Origin of the sequence: Streptococcus penaeicida (genome assembly GCF_002887775.1) — a bacterium.
Classification (GTDB): Bacteria; Bacillota; Bacilli; order Lactobacillales; family Streptococcaceae; genus Streptococcus; species Streptococcus penaeicida.
Genome location: NZ_LOCM01000033.1, coordinates 72,718 through 90,154, shown reverse-complemented (window position 1 = coordinate 90,154; position 17,437 = coordinate 72,718). Strand labels below are relative to the sequence as shown.

14 protein-coding genes and 3 pseudogenes are annotated in these 17,437 nt (G+C 38.6%); 11 read left to right on the top strand and 6 right to left on the bottom strand.

Annotated features, from left to right (window positions below):
• Nucleotides 1-8 precede the first annotated feature (8 nt).
• Entirely contained in the window at nt 9-2,210 is a 2,202-nt protein-coding gene (locus tag AT575_RS09740; RefSeq protein ID WP_102778143.1) for a helix-turn-helix domain-containing protein, read from the top strand.
• Nucleotides 2,211-2,240: 30 nt separating this feature from the next.
• Here AT575_RS09740 and AT575_RS09735 read toward each other — a convergent pair.
• Nucleotides 2,241-3,082, bottom strand: a pseudogene (locus AT575_RS09735) (DUF368 domain-containing protein).
• 158 nt (nt 3,083-3,240) lie between these two features.
• Here AT575_RS09735 and AT575_RS09730 point away from each other — a divergent pair.
• Both AT575_RS09730 and AT575_RS09725 read left to right on the top strand, forming a co-directional pair.
• Complete coding sequence (locus AT575_RS09730; RefSeq protein WP_102778142.1) at nt 3,241-3,486, top strand: hypothetical protein; 246 nt, start codon at nt 3,241-3,243, stop codon at nt 3,484-3,486.
• A gap of 15 nt (nt 3,487-3,501) precedes the next feature.
• Complete coding sequence (locus AT575_RS09725) at nt 3,502-3,975, top strand: helix-turn-helix transcriptional regulator (protein ID WP_102778141.1); 474 nt, start codon at nt 3,502-3,504, stop codon at nt 3,973-3,975.
• Nucleotides 3,976-4,024: 49 nt separating this feature from the next.
• Here AT575_RS09725 and AT575_RS09720 read toward each other — a convergent pair whose 3' ends face one another.
• From AT575_RS09720 to rpmF, 4 genes and pseudogenes are all read right to left on the bottom strand, one after another.
• Nucleotides 4,025-4,513, bottom strand: coding sequence for an NAD(+) diphosphatase (locus AT575_RS09720; RefSeq protein WP_102778140.1), 489 nt, complete (start codon nt 4,511-4,513; stop codon nt 4,025-4,027).
• 84 nt (nt 4,514-4,597) lie between these two features.
• Nucleotides 4,598-5,158: pseudogene (locus AT575_RS09715) on the bottom strand (GNAT family N-acetyltransferase).
• Nucleotides 5,159-5,321: 163 nt separating this feature from the next.
• A complete protein-coding gene (gene rpmG, locus AT575_RS09710; protein ID WP_071794175.1) occupies nt 5,322-5,471 on the bottom strand; it encodes a 50S ribosomal protein L33 in 150 nt (49 codons plus the stop codon).
• A 15-nt stretch (nt 5,472-5,486) separates the two neighbouring features.
• Nucleotides 5,487-5,669 carry a 50S ribosomal protein L32 gene (rpmF, locus tag AT575_RS09705; RefSeq protein WP_003085054.1) on the bottom strand — a complete coding sequence of 61 codons (183 nt, stop codon included), beginning with the start codon at nt 5,667-5,669 and terminating at the stop codon, nt 5,487-5,489.
• A gap of 257 nt (nt 5,670-5,926) precedes the next feature.
• Between rpmF and hisS the strand changes: the two are divergent.
• The 5 genes and pseudogenes from hisS to AT575_RS09680 all read left to right on the top strand — a co-directional run bounded on the left by hisS (nt 5,927) and on the right by AT575_RS09680 (nt 11,857).
• Nucleotides 5,927-7,203: pseudogene (hisS, locus tag AT575_RS09700) on the top strand (histidine--tRNA ligase).
• Between the two features lie 133 nt (nt 7,204-7,336).
• Entirely contained in the window at nt 7,337-9,085 is a 1,749-nt protein-coding gene (gene aspS / locus AT575_RS09695; RefSeq protein ID WP_102778139.1) for an aspartate--tRNA ligase, read from the top strand.
• Entirely contained in the window at nt 9,078-10,019 is a 942-nt protein-coding gene (locus AT575_RS09690; protein WP_102778138.1) for a YitT family protein, read from the top strand. The genes aspS and AT575_RS09690 overlap by 8 nt, the downstream gene beginning before the upstream one ends.
• Before the next feature lie 24 nt (nt 10,020-10,043).
• Complete coding sequence (locus tag AT575_RS09685) at nt 10,044-10,922, top strand: YitT family protein (protein WP_102778137.1); 879 nt, start codon at nt 10,044-10,046, stop codon at nt 10,920-10,922.
• Nucleotides 10,923-10,975: 53 nt separating this feature from the next.
• Nucleotides 10,976-11,857: a YitT family protein gene (locus tag AT575_RS09680; RefSeq protein ID WP_102778136.1), complete on the top strand. Its 882-nt coding sequence runs from the start codon at nt 10,976-10,978 to the stop codon at nt 11,855-11,857.
• A gap of 51 nt (nt 11,858-11,908) precedes the next feature.
• Here AT575_RS09680 and argS read toward each other — a convergent pair whose 3' ends face one another.
• Nucleotides 11,909-13,597 carry an arginine--tRNA ligase gene (gene argS, locus AT575_RS09675; RefSeq protein WP_102778135.1) on the bottom strand — a complete coding sequence of 563 codons (1,689 nt, stop codon included), beginning with the start codon at nt 13,595-13,597 and terminating at the stop codon, nt 11,909-11,911.
• A 286-nt stretch (nt 13,598-13,883) separates the two neighbouring features.
• Between argS and argR the strand changes: the two genes are divergently transcribed.
• The 3 genes from argR to mutS are packed head-to-tail and all read left to right on the top strand — an operon-like array spanning nt 13,884 to nt 17,207.
• The gene (argR, locus tag AT575_RS09670; protein WP_071794168.1) at nt 13,884-14,321 is read left to right on the top strand and encodes an arginine repressor; all 438 of its coding nucleotides are present in this window, start codon (nt 13,884-13,886) and stop codon (nt 14,319-14,321) included.
• Nucleotides 14,318-14,671, top strand: coding sequence for a YlbF/YmcA family competence regulator (locus AT575_RS09665; protein WP_102778134.1), 354 nt, complete (start codon nt 14,318-14,320; stop codon nt 14,669-14,671). Before argR ends, AT575_RS09665 begins: the two co-directional genes overlap by 4 nt.
• Nucleotides 14,658-17,207, top strand: coding sequence for a DNA mismatch repair protein MutS (mutS, locus tag AT575_RS09660; protein ID WP_102778133.1), 2,550 nt, complete (start codon nt 14,658-14,660; stop codon nt 17,205-17,207). Before AT575_RS09665 ends, mutS begins: the two co-directional genes overlap by 14 nt.
• The last annotated feature ends 230 nt before the right edge of the window (nt 17,208-17,437 follow it).

The following is a 17,437-nucleotide window of genomic DNA, read 5'->3' as shown; positions in this document are numbered from 1 at the left end:
CTTTATAAATGACAAAAGTAATAAATAGTAAAAGCCGTGAAAAATTTATTGAGAACATTGAAACTCACTTGAAAATGACTTCACGTCAATTATTAAATCGGAATTCTCGGGATGAAATTTTAACAATAGTTGGCCAAAGTTTTAGGGAGCTTCTCTCAGCTGATTTTGTTTGCATTGGCATTAATGTCAAAGATTATTTGCGACTTCATTACCTAAGCGGGGTGGAGTCTATTCGGGAATTATTCCCTTATCCTACTGATCAAGTAGATCCAATTCTTTATCAGCAAAGTATTAAGTCAGATGATAATCTCCTAAGAGAAGATTCCATCCTAACACAGTATTTCATAAATCATCAGGTTGATTCATGGTTTACCATTCCAATTACTGAAAATCAATCTAATCAAGGTTTAATCATCGTCGGTTATTATGATGAAAGACCTTTCATTGATGAAATGCGGACGGTTTTCAAGGAATTGGGCGAGTATGTAGCCATTGCTATGGATATGATTCAAAAGAATGAAAATAGCCAGAAGAATTTACGTCTGATTACCCATTCAGCCCACCAGTTGATGATGCAAGACTCCATTGAAGACCTCTTAGCTCAGATTGTTAACTTGTCCGGTCGGGAAGCCAAAACCCACTATACTGGCATCTATTTACTAGATGAAAGTCGGGAAGCCATGCTCTTACAAAAACCAACTTTTGGCTACGTTCCAAAAGACCATTATATCCGACTCAGTCGTGGCAATGCCCTTCGTGATTACTTCCCTCACGTTGAACAGATTGGTTTCCAACAAATCACAATGCCTATTAGCTTAAATGGTCAATTAGTAGGAGCCCTTTTCTGCCAAAAATCAGGGGACAACATCTTTTCAGCCAAAGATTTTGAGCTCCTACAGACCTATACCAATTATTTTAGCGCCATGTACGAGAACTTGTCTTTACGTCGGAGTGAGTACGAACGTCGTCAGGCCTTGGAAGAATTGCTAGCGCTACAAACCAATTTAATCAAAAAATCGATAGACCAAGTTGATATCGATGAAATGAACCAGGTACTGTCAGAATTTATTATGAATGATGTACTGGTTTTTGACCCATTTTTTAATCTGACAGCTTATAATCAGCTCAAAGATAGCCAATTGCCATTAGATTTAGTGGTGGCAGAAATTCAAAAGGAAAAAAGTTCCTATCAGAATAAGCCTTCGAGATTTACCTTACAGGTGGCTGAAGAAGAGCTAGTCTTTAATAAAATTGAAGGGGATAGAGAAGCCCTAGGTTATTTGGTTTATAGCCAAAAGAACCGACCAAGCAACCAAGAAAACTTCAGCCTAGCTATTTCCATGGCTATTAGTATCTACGCTACTTTCTTTATGAAGTATAAGATTGAACGCGATGCCCTCAACCAATTGAAAAACTCATTTGTCGGCGCTCTCTTATCAAGTAAAGCGCGTGATGAAATGGACCAAATTATTGATTATGCTTCTTACTTCAATTTTGATATTAATCAATACCATACTGTTGCTATCGTTGATGTTCACAGTCAAGAAGTTGATCACCAAGATCTCATTAATCAACGGATACAACGTAATAAACTCTTTAATGAAATGGTTTACCATCTGAATAATTACGATAAGCATTTGATCACAGCTATTTTTAAAGGGAAACTATTGCTCTTCAAATCTCAAGAAAGCTTATCAGATAATGGATACTGGGAAAAGCTTTATGATTATCTGCAAGCTCATCAATCTGAGCAAGTTAACCTATGGTTGGCCGTTGGTAGCAGTGTTAAACAAATTGTGGATTATCGAGACAGCTATAAGAAAGCTCAACATGTTTTAAATGTTATACAGAATACTGCTTATGGCAAACAGGTGGCATCCTTTAGTGAGCTGGGTTCTTATTCACTACTTAATACCTTAACTCATAGTGATGACTCCAAACTCTTTGTTAAAGCGCAATTGGGTGGCATCTGGTTATTTTCAAAAGAACAATCCTTAGATTTATTCCAGACCCTACGTGTCTATTTGGAGAATCAATGTCAGATTAAAGCTAGTTCAGATCAGCTATATATTCATCGATCAACCTTGCTATACCGCTTGGACAAGATTAAAGATATCCTTGGTTTTGATATCAATGAGGATCACTCACATTTTAATCTCTTACTGGCCTATCATTTGTTCGACTTGTATGGCCCAAGCATCTTCGACTAAAGAAAAAAAGTTGGAAACTATTCCAACTTTTTATTTGTACTTACTCTCTAATTTACTCATCCAAAGTCCCAGCCAGATGCCTAGGCCAAATAGAAGCAAAGCTAATCCCCAGGTCAGTAATCCTGCTCCGCTATAGTCAATAGCCTCAGGACTATTAGGAACGGGAATCAGAATCAACAAGGTACTGGATAAGATAATCCCGATAATCACGTGATAAACCCGGGAGTGGTAGTGGTCAAGGGCGTAATCCATGACTTTTGAAAAGGCAGCCATAGCTAATAGCCACCAATGGCGATAGGTAAGAAGGTTCCAGTTAAATCAAGCCCTTTAAAGCCTTTGAGCATGGGAGTGTAGAGCCCCATAATCAATAAAAGATTAGAAGGGCTTAAACCAGGAACAAGAACACCAAGTGCAATCAAAGCTCCTGCTAAGATAAAGGTTATAAAGTTGGCTGGAATAGTTCCAGTTAAATCGTTGAGGAAATAAAGAAATAGTCCAGAAATGACAAAAGTTGCCACTAAATAGACGATATCAATGCTGTCTCTCTTTGATTTTTGTGTAGATTCTTCAAATAAACTTGGCAGGGTTCCAATAATAGCCCCCGCAAAGCCCCATAGGACGGGAACTTGGTAATGGCTAAGCAAGTACTCTACTGGAAATGAAAAGAGGGCAATTCCCAAGATACCGCCGATACCAACGGGGAAAAAGAAGATAAGATTCTCCCAAAAATTATCACGGATATGGGCAATAAAGCGAATTAAGCGTTCATAAATGCCTAAAACAGCTGCCAGAACACCACCAGAAACACCGGGTAATATAAAACCTAAGGCAATAATCATACCTTTGGTTACTCTTCCTATAAATGAACCCATACAATCCTCCAAAAAATAATACATTAATTGTATCATAAAAAGATAGATAGTTCAGATAGTAAAGTTTATTTACGTTGCGCTATTTACTCTTGCGTTGCGTGATTTTTTGATTTTTCTGGACTATACTTACTTTAGAAATAGGAAAGGGGTTCTACATTATGTTACAATTTATAAAAACAAACAAAAAATATCTTATATGGCTTTTCTTATTTGGGCTTGCTGGAGTGGTCATTCCTCCAATTTTTCATTATTTAGTTAAATTTATGAATGCATATCCAAGATTAAGCCGTCTTATCGTTATTGGTCTTATCTTAGTTGTCATGATTTACAGCCCACAGCACATTATGATTAATCTTCTACTCCTTGTATCTATCACATATGATTTAGCAACAGTAAAAAAATAAAGTATCGAGGAAATTATGAATATTTCACAAGTCATCAAAGAAAGTCGAAAAAAACAAGGGCTAACCCAACAAGACCTAGCAGATAAGATTTATGTCACCAGACAAACCATTTCTAAATGGGAATTGGGGAAAAGTATCCCTGATCAGGTTTCTTTGAATCTGCTATACAAGGAACTTCAGATAGAAGCGACAGCACAAAAGTCGATGACCCAAAGTCTATATGGCAAGAAACAAGTTATCATGATTGGCTTGATTTTACTCTTGTCACCAGCAGTTCTTCTAGTCCGCTACTGCTTATTCAAACTTAACCAGGTAAAAGATAAACGATTAGCATTATTGATAAAGTGTATTCTGATATTACTTTTGGGTTTATACCTTAAGTCCCTTAAGGATTCTGTCTTCTATATAGCATGCGCAGCACTATTTCTCAGCTACTTCAGCTACCGTCTCTACCAATTAAGCCTAGAAAAAGAAAGTAAAGATGAATAGAGTCAACTAAAGTTTACTGTCAAAAAGAGACCAGTTCTGGTCTCTTTTACTATTTTTGATCAAGATAGTCGGTCAGAAACTTTTCTGCTAAACTATTTGGGAATATGTTTTGACGGGCTTCTTCAGGGCTGTACCAGTCGTAGGCATCAATCTCATGGTTGGCTTTAAAGTTGCTATCATCTTTAACGAATACTGTAAAGTTACACATAAGCGTGTTGGATGGCTCAAAGAACTGGCTTTTGTTAAAGGAAATTGACAAGCCTGTCAAGCCAGTTTCTTCCTTTAATTCACGTAAGGCCGTCTCTTCAAGATTTTCGCCTTTACCGACATAACCGGCCACTAAAATTTTACGAGGACGACCATATTGTTGGATGAGCAGAATCTTATTGTTGCTTTGGTTAACAACGATTAAACTAACGGCAGTATTGAAACTTGGAAAACGAAATTGGTCACAGGTCTCACAAAAAGGAATTTGACCTTCGTTTTCCAATTCTTTGGCAATGAGTTTTGTGCCGCATTCTTGACAGTGTTTTTGCATGGGTAGCTTCCTTTTATATTATTAATATCTCTGACTATTATAGCATGACTGTAAAAAAAGAAGCCCAATAGACTTCTTAAGTAATTAATTTAAGGGCTGGTCATGTAAATTCTTACTGTAAATATCCTTGTCAACCCACTGACCTGCTTCAAAGGCAAACTTGGGACGGCGACATTCATAGACAAAACCTAATTTCTCAGCCAATTGCTGTGACGCTCTATTCTCCGGGGAAATTTGAGCTTCTAAGTGATGAAAGCCCAGCTCCTTCCAGCTGGCCTCTACTAAAGCTGATATAGCCTCGTAGGCAAAGCCTTTACGCCAGTGCTGGTTATGAATGAAATAGCCCAGTTCGCCCCACTGCATGTTGGTGCGGGCTAAGGTGGCGATATTGAGCATGCCAAGGTGCTGGCCAGTCTTATCAAAAACAGCAAAAATATAAGTGTCATCCTTATCCCAAAGCTCCCGATGCCGTGCCACTAAGTTCTGAAACCACTTGAGGTCACAGACGGTCATGTCCAGACGGCCGTCATCAAAAGCATGTTGCTATTCGTGGCGGTTATCAAAACCCTGAAACCAGGCCTGATAATCTCCTTCGGAAAGTGGTCGAATAACTAAACGCTCTGTTTCAATTGTGAATTTTTCCAAAAATAAACCTCTTTCTTAATAATGCTACTAATTCCTGAGTCCGATTGATGTGATTGTAATTGAAACATAGGCCAGTCCTCCTTGATTTTATTGCTTTAATTGTAGCATAAGAGATAGAAAAAAGCCCTTGAAAGAGGGCTTTCAAGGACTTTAGCTGTTTCAATTATTTGATCTCAGTAAAAGTTACGTGTTTACGTAATTTTGGTGAGTATTTTTTCAATTGAAGACGGTCTGGAGTGTTACGTTTGTTTTTTGAAGTAAGGTACAAGCGTTCACCAGATTCTTTGTGTTCAAGTGTAATATTTACGCGCATGGTATCTCCCTTCTATTATTTAGCTTCGTTAGCTTTAGCGATTTTACGTCCTTTGTAGTATCCTTTAAGTGATACGCGGTGAGAACGTGAGAAATCTCCAGTAGTTTCGTCGAATTGTACAGACGGTGCTGTTAATTTATAATGTGTACGACGTTTGTTCTTTTTAGCTTTTGACGTGTGACGTGCAGGAACTGCCATTTTTTCTATCCTCCGATTAAAATGTTTGAGCCTTTTTAGTAAGCTTTAAAGCCTTTGGCTCAGTCTAATGTTTGTGTCTATGGCTTTCGCCAACTTTAATATAGTAACACAACTTTTTTGTAAAGTAAAGTTACTTGACAAAAAAAGTTTTTTAAAAGCGCAGCTATTCCCAAAAAGCCTAGAAAAATGCTAAAATAGTATAGATTACTGTCAAAAGAAAGGATGGGTCGGAGTATTTGCGGCCCTATATCATCATTATGAAATTACAAAAACCTAAGGGAACTCAGGATATTCTGCCTCAAGAGGCTGCTAAATGGCAATATGTGGAAAATCTTGCGCGTGAAACTTTTAAAAAATATAATTATGGCGAGATTCGCACGCCGATGTTTGAGCACTATGAGGTTATTAGTCGTTCGGTTGGGGATACTACGGATATTGTGACTAAGGAAATGTATGATTTCCACGATAAGGGTGATCGTCATATTACTCTTCGTCCGGAAGGGACTGCCCCTGTTGTTCGTTCTTTTGTTGAGAATAAACTTTTTGCACCAGAGGTTCAAAAGCCTGTCAAAATGTATTATATCGGCTCTATGTTCCGTTACGAGCGCCCTCAAGCGGGTCGTTTGCGCGAGTTCCACCAAATTGGTGTGGAGTGTTTTGGTTCTGCCAACCTGCCACTGATGTGGAGACCATTGCCATGGCTAAAGACCTTTTTGAAACGCTTAGGATTAAAGATATTACGCTACACATCAATAGTTTGGGAAATCCTTCTAGTCGGGCGGCCTACCGTCAAGCTTTGATTGATTATTTGACGCCTATGCGTGAGCAACTGTCAAAGGATAGCCAACGCCGTTTGGATGAAAATCCTTTGCGTGTTCTGGATTCTAAGGAAAAAGAAGATAAGGTGGCTGTTGAAAATGCGCCATCGATCTTGGATTTCCTGGATGAAGAAAGTCAGGCTCACTTTGAGGCTGTAAAGGCCATGTTGACTGATCTTGGTATTGATTATGTGATTGATACCAACATGGTCCGTGGCTTGGATTACTATAACCACACTATTTTCGAATTTATGGCGACTGTTGATAAATCAGAGTTGACCATTTGTGCCGGTGGTCGTTATGATGGTTTGGTGAGCTACTTTGACGGGCCGGAAACGCCAGGTTTTGGTTTCGGTCTTGGTCTTGAGCGTCTTTTGCTTATTTTAGAAAAGCAGGGCATCACATTGCCAGTTGCATCTGAGATGGATGTTTATATCGCTGTATTGGGAGATACTGCCAACAGCAAAGCTTTAGCATTAGTGCAAGCTCTTCGTAAACAAGGCTTTAAAGCGGAACGGGATTATCTAGGCCGTAAAATTAAGGCCCAATTTAAATCAGCAGATAGCTTTAAAGCGAAAGTCATCATGACTTTAGGGGAAAGCGAAGTTGAAGCTGGAAAAGTTAGCCTTAAAAATAACCAAAGTCGTCAAGAAATTGAAGCGACATTTGAGCAAATTAGCCAAGATTTTGCTGGCTTGTTAAGTCAATTAGTATAAAGTGAGTCTTTGGCTCTTTCCACATAATAAAAATGTCCAATAGAATCAAGAATCTCATCCCAAATGGGTGGGGTTTTTGTGTGCTTTTTGTTATAATAGTAAAGACTAAAAAATGTATTGGAGATATACACAGATGAAACGTAGCATGTATGCTGGTCAAGTGCGATCAGAGCACATTGGACAAGAACTTACTTTAAAAGGTTGGGTTGGACGTCGTAGAGACTTGGGCGGCCTTATTTTTATCGATTTACGCGACCGTGAGGGCATCATGCAACTTGTTATTAATCCTGAAGATACAAGTGCTGAGGTGGTTGCTCTTGCTGAGAGTATTCGTAGTGAGTACGTCATTGAAGTGACTGGTTTGGTTCAGGCCCGTCAACAGGCTAATGACCAATTGGCTACTGGTGCGGTTGAACTAAAAGTAACTGCTTTGACAATTTTGAACGCTTCTAAAACAACACCTTTTGAAATTAAAGATGATGCTGAAGTGAGTGATGAGACGCGTTTACGCTACCGTTACTTGGACTTACGTCGTCCGCAAATGTTAGAAAACTTCAAGTTGCGTGCAAAAGTAACCCATTCTATCCGCAATTACCTTGATGGCTTAGACTTTATTGATGTGGAAACACCAATGTTGACTAAATCAACTCCGGAAGGTGCGCGTGATTATTTGGTTCCTAGTCGGGTTAGCCAAGGTCATTTCTACGCTTTGCCACAAAGTCCACAGATAACTAAACAATTGTTGATGAATGCCGGTTTTGACCGTTATTATCAAATAGTAAAATGTTTCCGCGATGAAGACTTGCGTGGAGACCGTCAGCCTGAATTTACTCAGGTCGATTTAGAAACATCCTTCCTATCAGAACAAGAAATCCAAGATATCGTTGAAGGCATGATTGCTAAAGTCATGAAAGATACAAAAGGAATGGATGTTACCCTACCATTCCCACGCATGGCATACAATGACGCCATGAATCTTTACGGATCTGATAAACCTGATACCCGATTTGAGATGCTTCTACAAGATGTTACTGCTGTCGTTAAAGGTGTAGACTTTAAAGTCTTTTCAGAAGCTGAGGCGGTCAAAGCTATCGTTGTCAAAGGCAAAGCAGACCAATTCTCTCGTAAAGATATTGATAAATTGACTGAATTCGCTAAGCAGTTTGGTGCAAAAGGCTTAGCCTGGGTTAAAAAAGTCGATGGCTCCCTATCAGGACCAGTAGCCAAATTCCTAACGGAAATTGACCAAGATTTGACAGACGCTTTACAACTAGCTGAAAATGATTTAGTCCTATTTGTCGCTGATGCATTAGAGGTTGCTAATAACACACTAGGTGCCCTCCGCAGCCGCCTTGCCAAAGAACTTGACTTAATCGATAACAGCAAGTTCAACTTCCTATGGGTTGTTGATTGGCCAATGTTTGAGTGGTCAGAAGAAGAAGGCCGTTACATGTCGGCACACCACCCATTCACATTACCAACTGAAGAATCAGTCCATGAACTAGAAGGTGATTTGGCTAAAGTTCGTGCCATTGCCTATGACATTGTACTCAATGGTTATGAATTGGGCGGTGGTAGTCTGCGGATTAACCAGAAAGAAATGCAGGAACGCATGTTCAAAGCCCTAGGCTTTACAGCGGAATCGGCAGCTGACCAATTTGGTTTCTTATTAGAAGCTATGGATTATGGGTTCCCACCACACGGTGGTTTGGCAATTGGTCTCGACCGTTTTGTCATGTTATTAGCTGGAAAAGATAATATTCGCGAAGTCATTGCTTTCCCTAAAAATAATAAAGCAAGTGATCCAATGACCCAAGCACCAAGCTTGGTATCTGACAAACAATTAGAGGAATTAAGTCTTCAAGTAGAAAGTCATGATTAGAAAAACAACTTACAAGAAAAGAGTTAAATACGTTATTAGCCGGGGTGCTAAAAAGGTAGGTTTATTAAAGGCCTTACGCAGTATCTCTAAAGAGAAATATGCTGAAAAAATTTCAGCCTCGATCTTGTATGGGATACTATCCAGTGTCGCTGTTAATTTCTTCTTTCAACCCGGTCATGTTTATTCCAGTGGAGCGACAGGTTTGGCCCAAGTTATTTCGGCAATCTCAGGTCGTTTTATTGGCTTTACGATACCTATTTCGGTAGCTTTTTATGCCATTAATGTACCCTTGTTACTTTTATCTTGGTACCAAATAGGCCATAAATTTACTATCTTTACCTTCATTACGGTTTCCATGTCTTCTTTCTTCATTCAGATTATGCCACAAGTGACTCTGACGGAAGACCCTCTCATTAATGCTATTTTTGGTGGTTTATTAATGGGCTTAGGGATTGGACTAGGTTTGAAATCTCGGATTTCTAGTGGTGGTACAGATATTGTCAGCTTAGCCATTCGCAAGAAGACAGGTAGTGATGTAGGCAAGATTGCCTTAGCAGTTAATGCTATCATCATGATTTTTGCAGGAATCTTATTTGGTTGGCAATATGCTCTTTATTCAATGGTGGCAATCTTTGTTTGCTCCAGGATTACTGACGCTATTTACACCAAGCAAAAGAAAATGCAAGCCATGATTGTGACCGAATATCCTGAAAAAGTCATCAAAACAATTCACCACAAGCTGCATCGTGGGGTGACCTGTATCAATGACGCTGAAGGAACCTATAAACATGTTCATAAGGCAGTCTTAATTACCATTTTGACGCAAGAAGAATATAATGATTTTAAATTTTTAATGTTAAGAACCGATCCAACGGCCTTTATCTCCGTTGCTGAAAATGTCCGCATTATCGGGCGCTTTGTAGAGGATGATTAGCATTTAGAAAAACTGGAGGTTGGGATGCCATTTGATAGTAAAGTAGAAATCAAAAAATTTGCTTATATATTAGCTGGTTCAGCGGTCTACGCCTTTGCCTTTGTTTATTTTTACATGGCAAATCGTATTGCCGCAAACGGCATGGCTGGTTTAACTCTGGTCGGAAAAGCTGTTTTAAATATTGATCCAATCATTTCGGGTTATGCCATTAACCTACCCTTAGTTTTTATTGGTGCCAAGTATTTCGGGAGAAGGTCAACCATTTATACAGTATTTGGTGTTGTTTCTCTCTATTTCTTTATTTGGCTCTTTCAAAGGTTGCCACTAGTTATCGATTTAGATCACGATAAACTAGTCATATCCTTAATGGCAGGGATTATCGGAGGTCTTGGTGGCGGACTGGTTTTCCGTAGTGGTGGGACCATTGGTGGTGCCGATATTATTGGGAAGCTGATGGAGACTAAATTAGGATTACAACTTAATCAGGCACTACTTGCCATCGATATTTTTGTGATGATACTATCTTTAACCTATATCTCCATTCCAGATATGATGTATGCTTTAATTGCCAGCTTTATGTATGGTCGCATAGTTCATCTGGTGCAAAATGGCGGTTACTCTGTTAGAGGTACTATTATTGTCTCAGAAAATGCTCTCGAGATAGCTAAATTCATCATGGAAGAGTTAGGGCGAGGAGTAACCTATCTCAATGGTGAAGGTGCCTACTCTGCAAGAGAGAAAAAAGTTATCTATACTGCCCTCAGTCGTACAGAAGTCAGGGAAGTTAAAGAGGTTATTAACGAGATTGATCCCAGGGCTTTTGTTTCCATCTTCGATATGGATGAAATTAATAGTCCAGATTTCTTCATTCCCAAGAAGAAAAAACGTAAGAAAAAGATATAGCTAGTTTGCTTCTTTTTGAAGCAACTAGTTTTTTGTAAAAATAAGGAGTTGAAATGACAAAATTTAATCTTTGGTTATCTCGGATACGCGCTCTAGTAATTATTACTATTGGGGTTGCCATCTACTCGTTTGGCTTTGTAAACTTCAATATGGCTAATAAATTAGCCGAAGGCGGTGTATCGGGCTTAACCTTGATGTTACACGCACTTATAGGTATCAACCCTGCTTATTCTTCATTAATTCTGAATATTCCATTATTTATCATTGGAGCTATGATTTTTGGTCGCCGTTCACTAGCCTTAACCATTTATGGCACAGTGACAATGTCTATCTTTATTTGGATTTGGCAAAAAATTCCAATTGAGCTGGGCCTTGAGCATGATATGATGTTGGTCTCTGTAGTAGCAGGTCTTTTTGCAGGTGTTGGTTGTGGCCTTGTTTTCCGATACGGGGCGACAACTGGTGGTACTGATATTATTGGTCGTATTGCAGAAGAAAAAATGGGAATCAAACTTGGGCAAACCTTACTTGCCATTGATGCTGTCATTTTAACTGCCTCATTAACCTATATTGACTTGAAACACATGCTTTATACACTAGTTGCTAGCTTTGTTTTTAGCCAAGTCCTAACTGTTGTTCAAAACGGTGGTTATACCATCCGTGGGATGATTATTATTACTAAACACTCCAAAGCTGCCGCACAGGCAATTCAAACAGAGATTAACCGTGGTGTGACTTACTTAAAAGGAGAAGGTGCTTATTCAGGAAATGAGTATAATGTCATGTATGTCACTCTGAGCCCAAATGAAGTCAGAGAAGTGAAACGAATTTTAGCAGACTTAGATCCAGATGCCTTTATCTCCATCGTTGATGTGGATGAAGTTGTTAGCTCTGATTTCAAAATTCGCCGTAAAAATTATGATAAACCAGTATAAGAAAAAAAGTTCTATTCTTAAAAGAGTAGAACTTTTTTGTATTAAGATGGATTACATTTTTTCTGGAGCTTGAACACCTAAGAGGCGAAGAGCTTCTTTGAGGACGATTGCTGTAGAATAACAGAGCGCCAAACGGCTTTCGCGTTCATTAGATTCGTCAAGGATGCGAGTATGGGCATAATATTTATTGAATGCTTGTGCCAATTGGATAGCAAATTTAGCAATGATAGATGGGTCATATTTATCTGCAGCACGTTCAACGTTAGCAGCAAAGCTTTGAAGTAATTTAACGATTTCCCAAGATTCAATGTCGTTTAAAGAATAATCTTTGTTAGCATCTGGTGTGAAATCAGCTTTACGAAGGATTGATTGGATACGTGCATATGTGTATTGAACGTAAGGACCAGTTTCTCCTTCAAAGGAGACCATAGCTTCTAAATCGAAGTCATAACCATTGTCACGGTCGGTTTTCAAATCGTAGAACTTAACAGCCCCAACCCCAACAGCATGAGCAACAGCTTCTTTGTTTTCTAAGTCTGGGTTTTTAGATTCAATTTGTGTTAAGGCACGAGCAACAGCTTCGTCAAGAGTTGGCTCAAGACGGATGATATTCCCTTTACGTGTTGATAATTTTTTCTTGTTTTTAGTTACAAGACCAAATGAAACGTGGATCATATCATCAGACCAATCAAATCCCATTTCTTTCAGAACAGCTTTTAATTGTTTGAAGTGATGAGATTGTTCTTGTCCAACAACATAAATGTTTTTAACAAAGTTAAAAGTACGTTGACGGTACATTGCAGTCGCCATATCACGAGTGATATAAAGTGTTGCACCATCTGATTTTTTAATTAATGCTGGTGGAAGGTTGTATTTTTCAAGGTCAACAATTTGAGCACCTTTAGATTCTTTAAGAAGGTTTTTATCTTCTAGAATCTTAATACCTTCATCCATTTTATCATTGTAGAAAGCTTCACCGTGGAAGTGGTCAAATGAAACATCTAATTTATCGTAGATACGGTTGAATTCAACAAGACTTTCATCACGGAACCATTGCCATAAATCCCAAGCTTCTTTGTCGCCATCTTCCAATTTCTTGAACCATTGACGAGCTTGTTCATCTAATTCTGGATTTTCCTCAGCTTCAGCATTGATACGAACATAAAGCTTAAGCAATTCATCAATTGGATTTGCTTCAACTGCTTCACGGTTACCCCAAAGTTTGTAAGCAACGATCAACATACCGAACTGTTTACCCCAGTCCCCAAGGTGATTGATACGGATTGAGTTATAGCCAAGTTTAGAGTAGATATGACCAATTGAATCGGCAATAACAGTTGAACGCAAGTGACCAACTGAGAAAGGTTTCGCAATGTTAGGACTTGACATATCAAGTGTAATATTTTGGCCGTCACCAATATGTTGTTGACCATAGTCAGCTTTTTCTGAGATAACGGCATGGAGAACATCTTTAGAGATGGCTGCTTTATCTAAGAAGAAGTTGATGTAAGGCCCTACTGCCATAATCTTTTCGAATTGGCTTTGGTCGATTTTTTCAGATAGCTCAGCAGCAATCATTTGTGGAGCTTTGCGGAGCACTTTAGCAAGGCTAAAAGCAGGGAAAGCAATATCTCCCATGTCAGAATTTTTTGGTGTTTCAAGCAAGTTATAGATTGTTTCTTGGTCCAACTCAGGAACCACTTTTGCAATTTCGCTCGCAATTAATGATTTAGTATCCATCTTGTTTCTCCTAAAATAGTTTGTCACTCCATTCTATCACATTTTCTCAAAATAAAGAAGAAATGATTTGGGAAATTATACTAAAATCACTTTTTATCGAAAAATGTGATAAATCTTACACTTTCTTTTTGGTCGAAAGTTTAAAATAGAATGGTTAAGTTTAATTTTAAAGGGTTTTCAGGCTAGCTAAAAGCTAGGGAAATCTAAAACAAATGATAAGTTAATGAAAAATTATGTATTTTTTGATATAATTTAAAAGGATAATTATACAAGAGGGTGGGAACAGATGAATAAAATTGAGCGACAAAATCAAATCAAGCGCATCATCCAATCGGAACATATTGGAACGCAAGAGGAAATCAAAAATTTTCTCAGTAAAGAAGGCATTAGGGTAACACAAGCAACCCTATCTCGTGATTTGCGTGAAATTGGTTTATTAAAACTTCGTAATGAAGAAGGAAAACTCTATTACAGTTTATCAGAACCAATGGCTTCTCCATTTAGCCCAGATGTTCGTTATTATGTTTTAAAAGTGGACCGTGCTGGCTTTATGCTTGTCCTCCATACAAATTTAGGTGAAGCAGATGTTTTAGCTAATTTAATTGATAATGACGATATCGACGAAATCATTGGTACTGTTGCAGGAGCTGATACTTTATTGGTTATTTGTCGCAACGAAGAAATTGCAGAGCGTTTTGAAAAAGATTTGGTCTTAAGCATATGACACTTTATGATGACTCACTCACTCAACTCTTAACTGCTATTGCTAATCATCCCAGTATCCAATCCTTCAAAAGCATTGAAAAACAAATGCAAGAGCATCCTGAATTGCAAGCATTAGCTTTTGAAATGAAAAAAAATCAACAAGATGCAGTTCTTTTTAAGCAGATTGAAAAAGAGAGAGCAGCAAATCAGTCCGGTAAACTTGCGGAAACGATTGAAGAAGAACTCGAAAACCACCCGTTAGTCGAAGATTATCGTGAAAAGATGCAAGATGCCAGTGATTTGATACAATATATTACAAAGACGATAGAAGAAAAAGTTAATAAGGAGGTTGGGGATGTCCAATCCTAAGATTTCTCCTGGAATGCAACAGTATCTGGACATAAAAGCAGATTATCCAGATGCTTTTTTGCTTTTTAGAATGGGAGATTTTTACGAATTATTTTATGAGGATGCGGTTAAAGCAGCGCAAATTTTAGAAATAGGATTAACCAGTCGTAATAAAAATGCTGAAAATCCAATTCCAATGGCGGGAGTACCTCATCATTCCGTTCAACAATATATTGATGTTTTAATTGAATTGGGTTATAAAGTGGCCATTGCAGAACAGATGGAAGACCCTAAAAAAGCTGTTGGAGTGGTCAAGCGTGAAGTTGTTCAGGTCATTACTCCGGGAACAGTTGTCGACTCTGCTAAACCCAACTCAGCCAATAACTTTTTAGTAGCCATCGATAGCAATGGCAATCAATTTGGACTCTCATACATGGACTTGGCGACAGGTGAATTTTATGTGACGACCTTGTCAGATTTCACCAGCCTTAGTAGTGAGATTCTCAATCTTAAAGCCAAAGAAGTCCTTGTAGGCTTTGACTTAAGTGACAGTCAAGAAAAACTATTGAGACAAGACCATAACTTGTTGCTGACATTTAGTCAAGAGGTAAGTGACGAGACGACACTTTTAGATGCTGATATATCAGAGCTTGAAAAGACAGTTGCTGCTAAATTGTTAGCCTATATTCAAGAGACGCAAATGCGAGAATTATCCCATTTGCAAAAGCTTGTTCATTATGAAATCAAGGACTACTTGCAAATGTCCTTTAGTACCAAAGCAAGCTTAGACCTCATTGAGAATGCTAGAACGGGTAAGAAACATGGCTCTCTCTACTGGCTATTGGATGAAACCAAGACGGCAATGGGAATGCGTCTTTTGAGAACCTGGATTGACCGTCCCTTAATTAGTGAAGAAGCTATTACTCAGCGCCAAAATATCATTCAAATACTCTTAGAAAACTTTATCGAAAGAGCTGATTTGAGTGACAGTCTGAAAGGTGTCTATGACATTGAAAGACTGTCAAGTCGCGTTTCATTTGGTAAGGTTAATCCTAAAGATCTTCTTCAATTAGGACAGACCTTAGCGCAGGTGCCCTACATCAAGGCTGTTTTAGTTGCCATTGGCCATGCGGAATTGGCTGATTTAATCGAGCAAATCGACGAAATCCCAGAACTCGAAAGTCTGATCCGCTCAGCTATTGACCCAAATGCCCAAACAACCATCAGTGAAGGAAACATTATTCGGACCGGCTTTGATGAGCGTTTGGACCATTATCGTAAGGTCATGAAGGAAGGGACCGGTTGGATTGCCGAAATTGAGACTAAGGAGCGTGCGGCTAGTGGCATCAATAACCTCAAGATTGATTACAATAAAAAAGATGGTTATTATTTCCACGTAACCAACTCTAATCTTTCCATGGTTCCTGACCATTTCTTTAGAAAAGCAACGCTGAAAAATTCGGAGCGATATGGCACGGCCGAGTTAGCTAAGATTGAAGGGGAGATGCTGGAGGCGCGTGAAGAATCAGCTCAATTAGAATACGATATCTTCATGAGGGTGCGAGCTCAGGTAGAATCCTACATTTCACGTTTGCAACTCTTAGCCAAAGCCATTGCCACAGTCGATGTCTTACAAAGTTTAGCTCAGGTGGCTGAAAACAACCATTATGTACGACCACAGTTTAACCATAGTAAAGAGGTTTCCATTATTAATGGTCGTCATGCTGTTGTTGAAAAAGTCATGGGTGTTAGAGAGTACATCCCAAATAGTATTGATTTAGGTGATCAAGTAACCATTCAATTGATTACTGGACCAAATATGAGTGGTAAGTCGACTTACATGCGTCAACTGGCTTTGACGGTCATTATGGCCCAAATGGGTTCTTATGTATCGGCTGATCAAGCCAACTTACCACTATTTGATGCCATATTCACCCGAATTGGTGCTGCTGACGACTTGATTTCTGGACAATCAACTTTCATGGTTGAGATGATGGAAGCTAATCAAGCTATCAAGCGAGCTAGCCAAAATTCTTTGATTCTTTTTGATGAACTTGGTAGGGGAACAGCAACCTACGATGGTATGGCACTTGCCCAGTCAATCATTGAATATATCCACGATAATGTAGGTGCCAAAACTCTATTTGCTACCCATTATCATGAATTGACAGCCTTGTCTCAAGAATTATCGGGTCTGCATAATGTTCACGTTGCAACTTTGGAAAAAGCAGGAGAGGTGACTTTCTTGCATAAGATTTCTGAAGGGCCAGCCGATAAATCCTATGGTATCCATGTCGCCAAAATTGCTGGCTTACCACAAAATCTTTTACAAAGAGCTGATAAGATATTAAGGGAGTTAGAAAGCCAATCCAAATCAGTGGCTACACCTTTGACTGAGAAAGCAAAAGTAGATACTACTGAAAGTAACCAACAGTTAGATTTATTCGCAAATGATAATCACGAGCATATCATTGAAAAACTAAAGGAAATTGATGTCATGAATTTGACGCCTATGGAAGCTATGACCATCCTTTATGACTTGAAAAAAGACCTTTAAAAACAATCCTATGGATTGTTTTTTTGTAGTTTTTAATAACTTTACAGAACTGTCAATTGACAGGACAGATGCTTTAATATAAAGGGTTTTGCAAGTCAGCTTGACAACAAAAGTCTGTAAATACGCTTTTGAAATAACAAGTGTGACTAAAGTGAAATTAGTATACATAAGTAACAAGTTTGATCTGATTTGTACAAAATAAAAAAGAAGTGAAGTGCCTCCATTTTCGG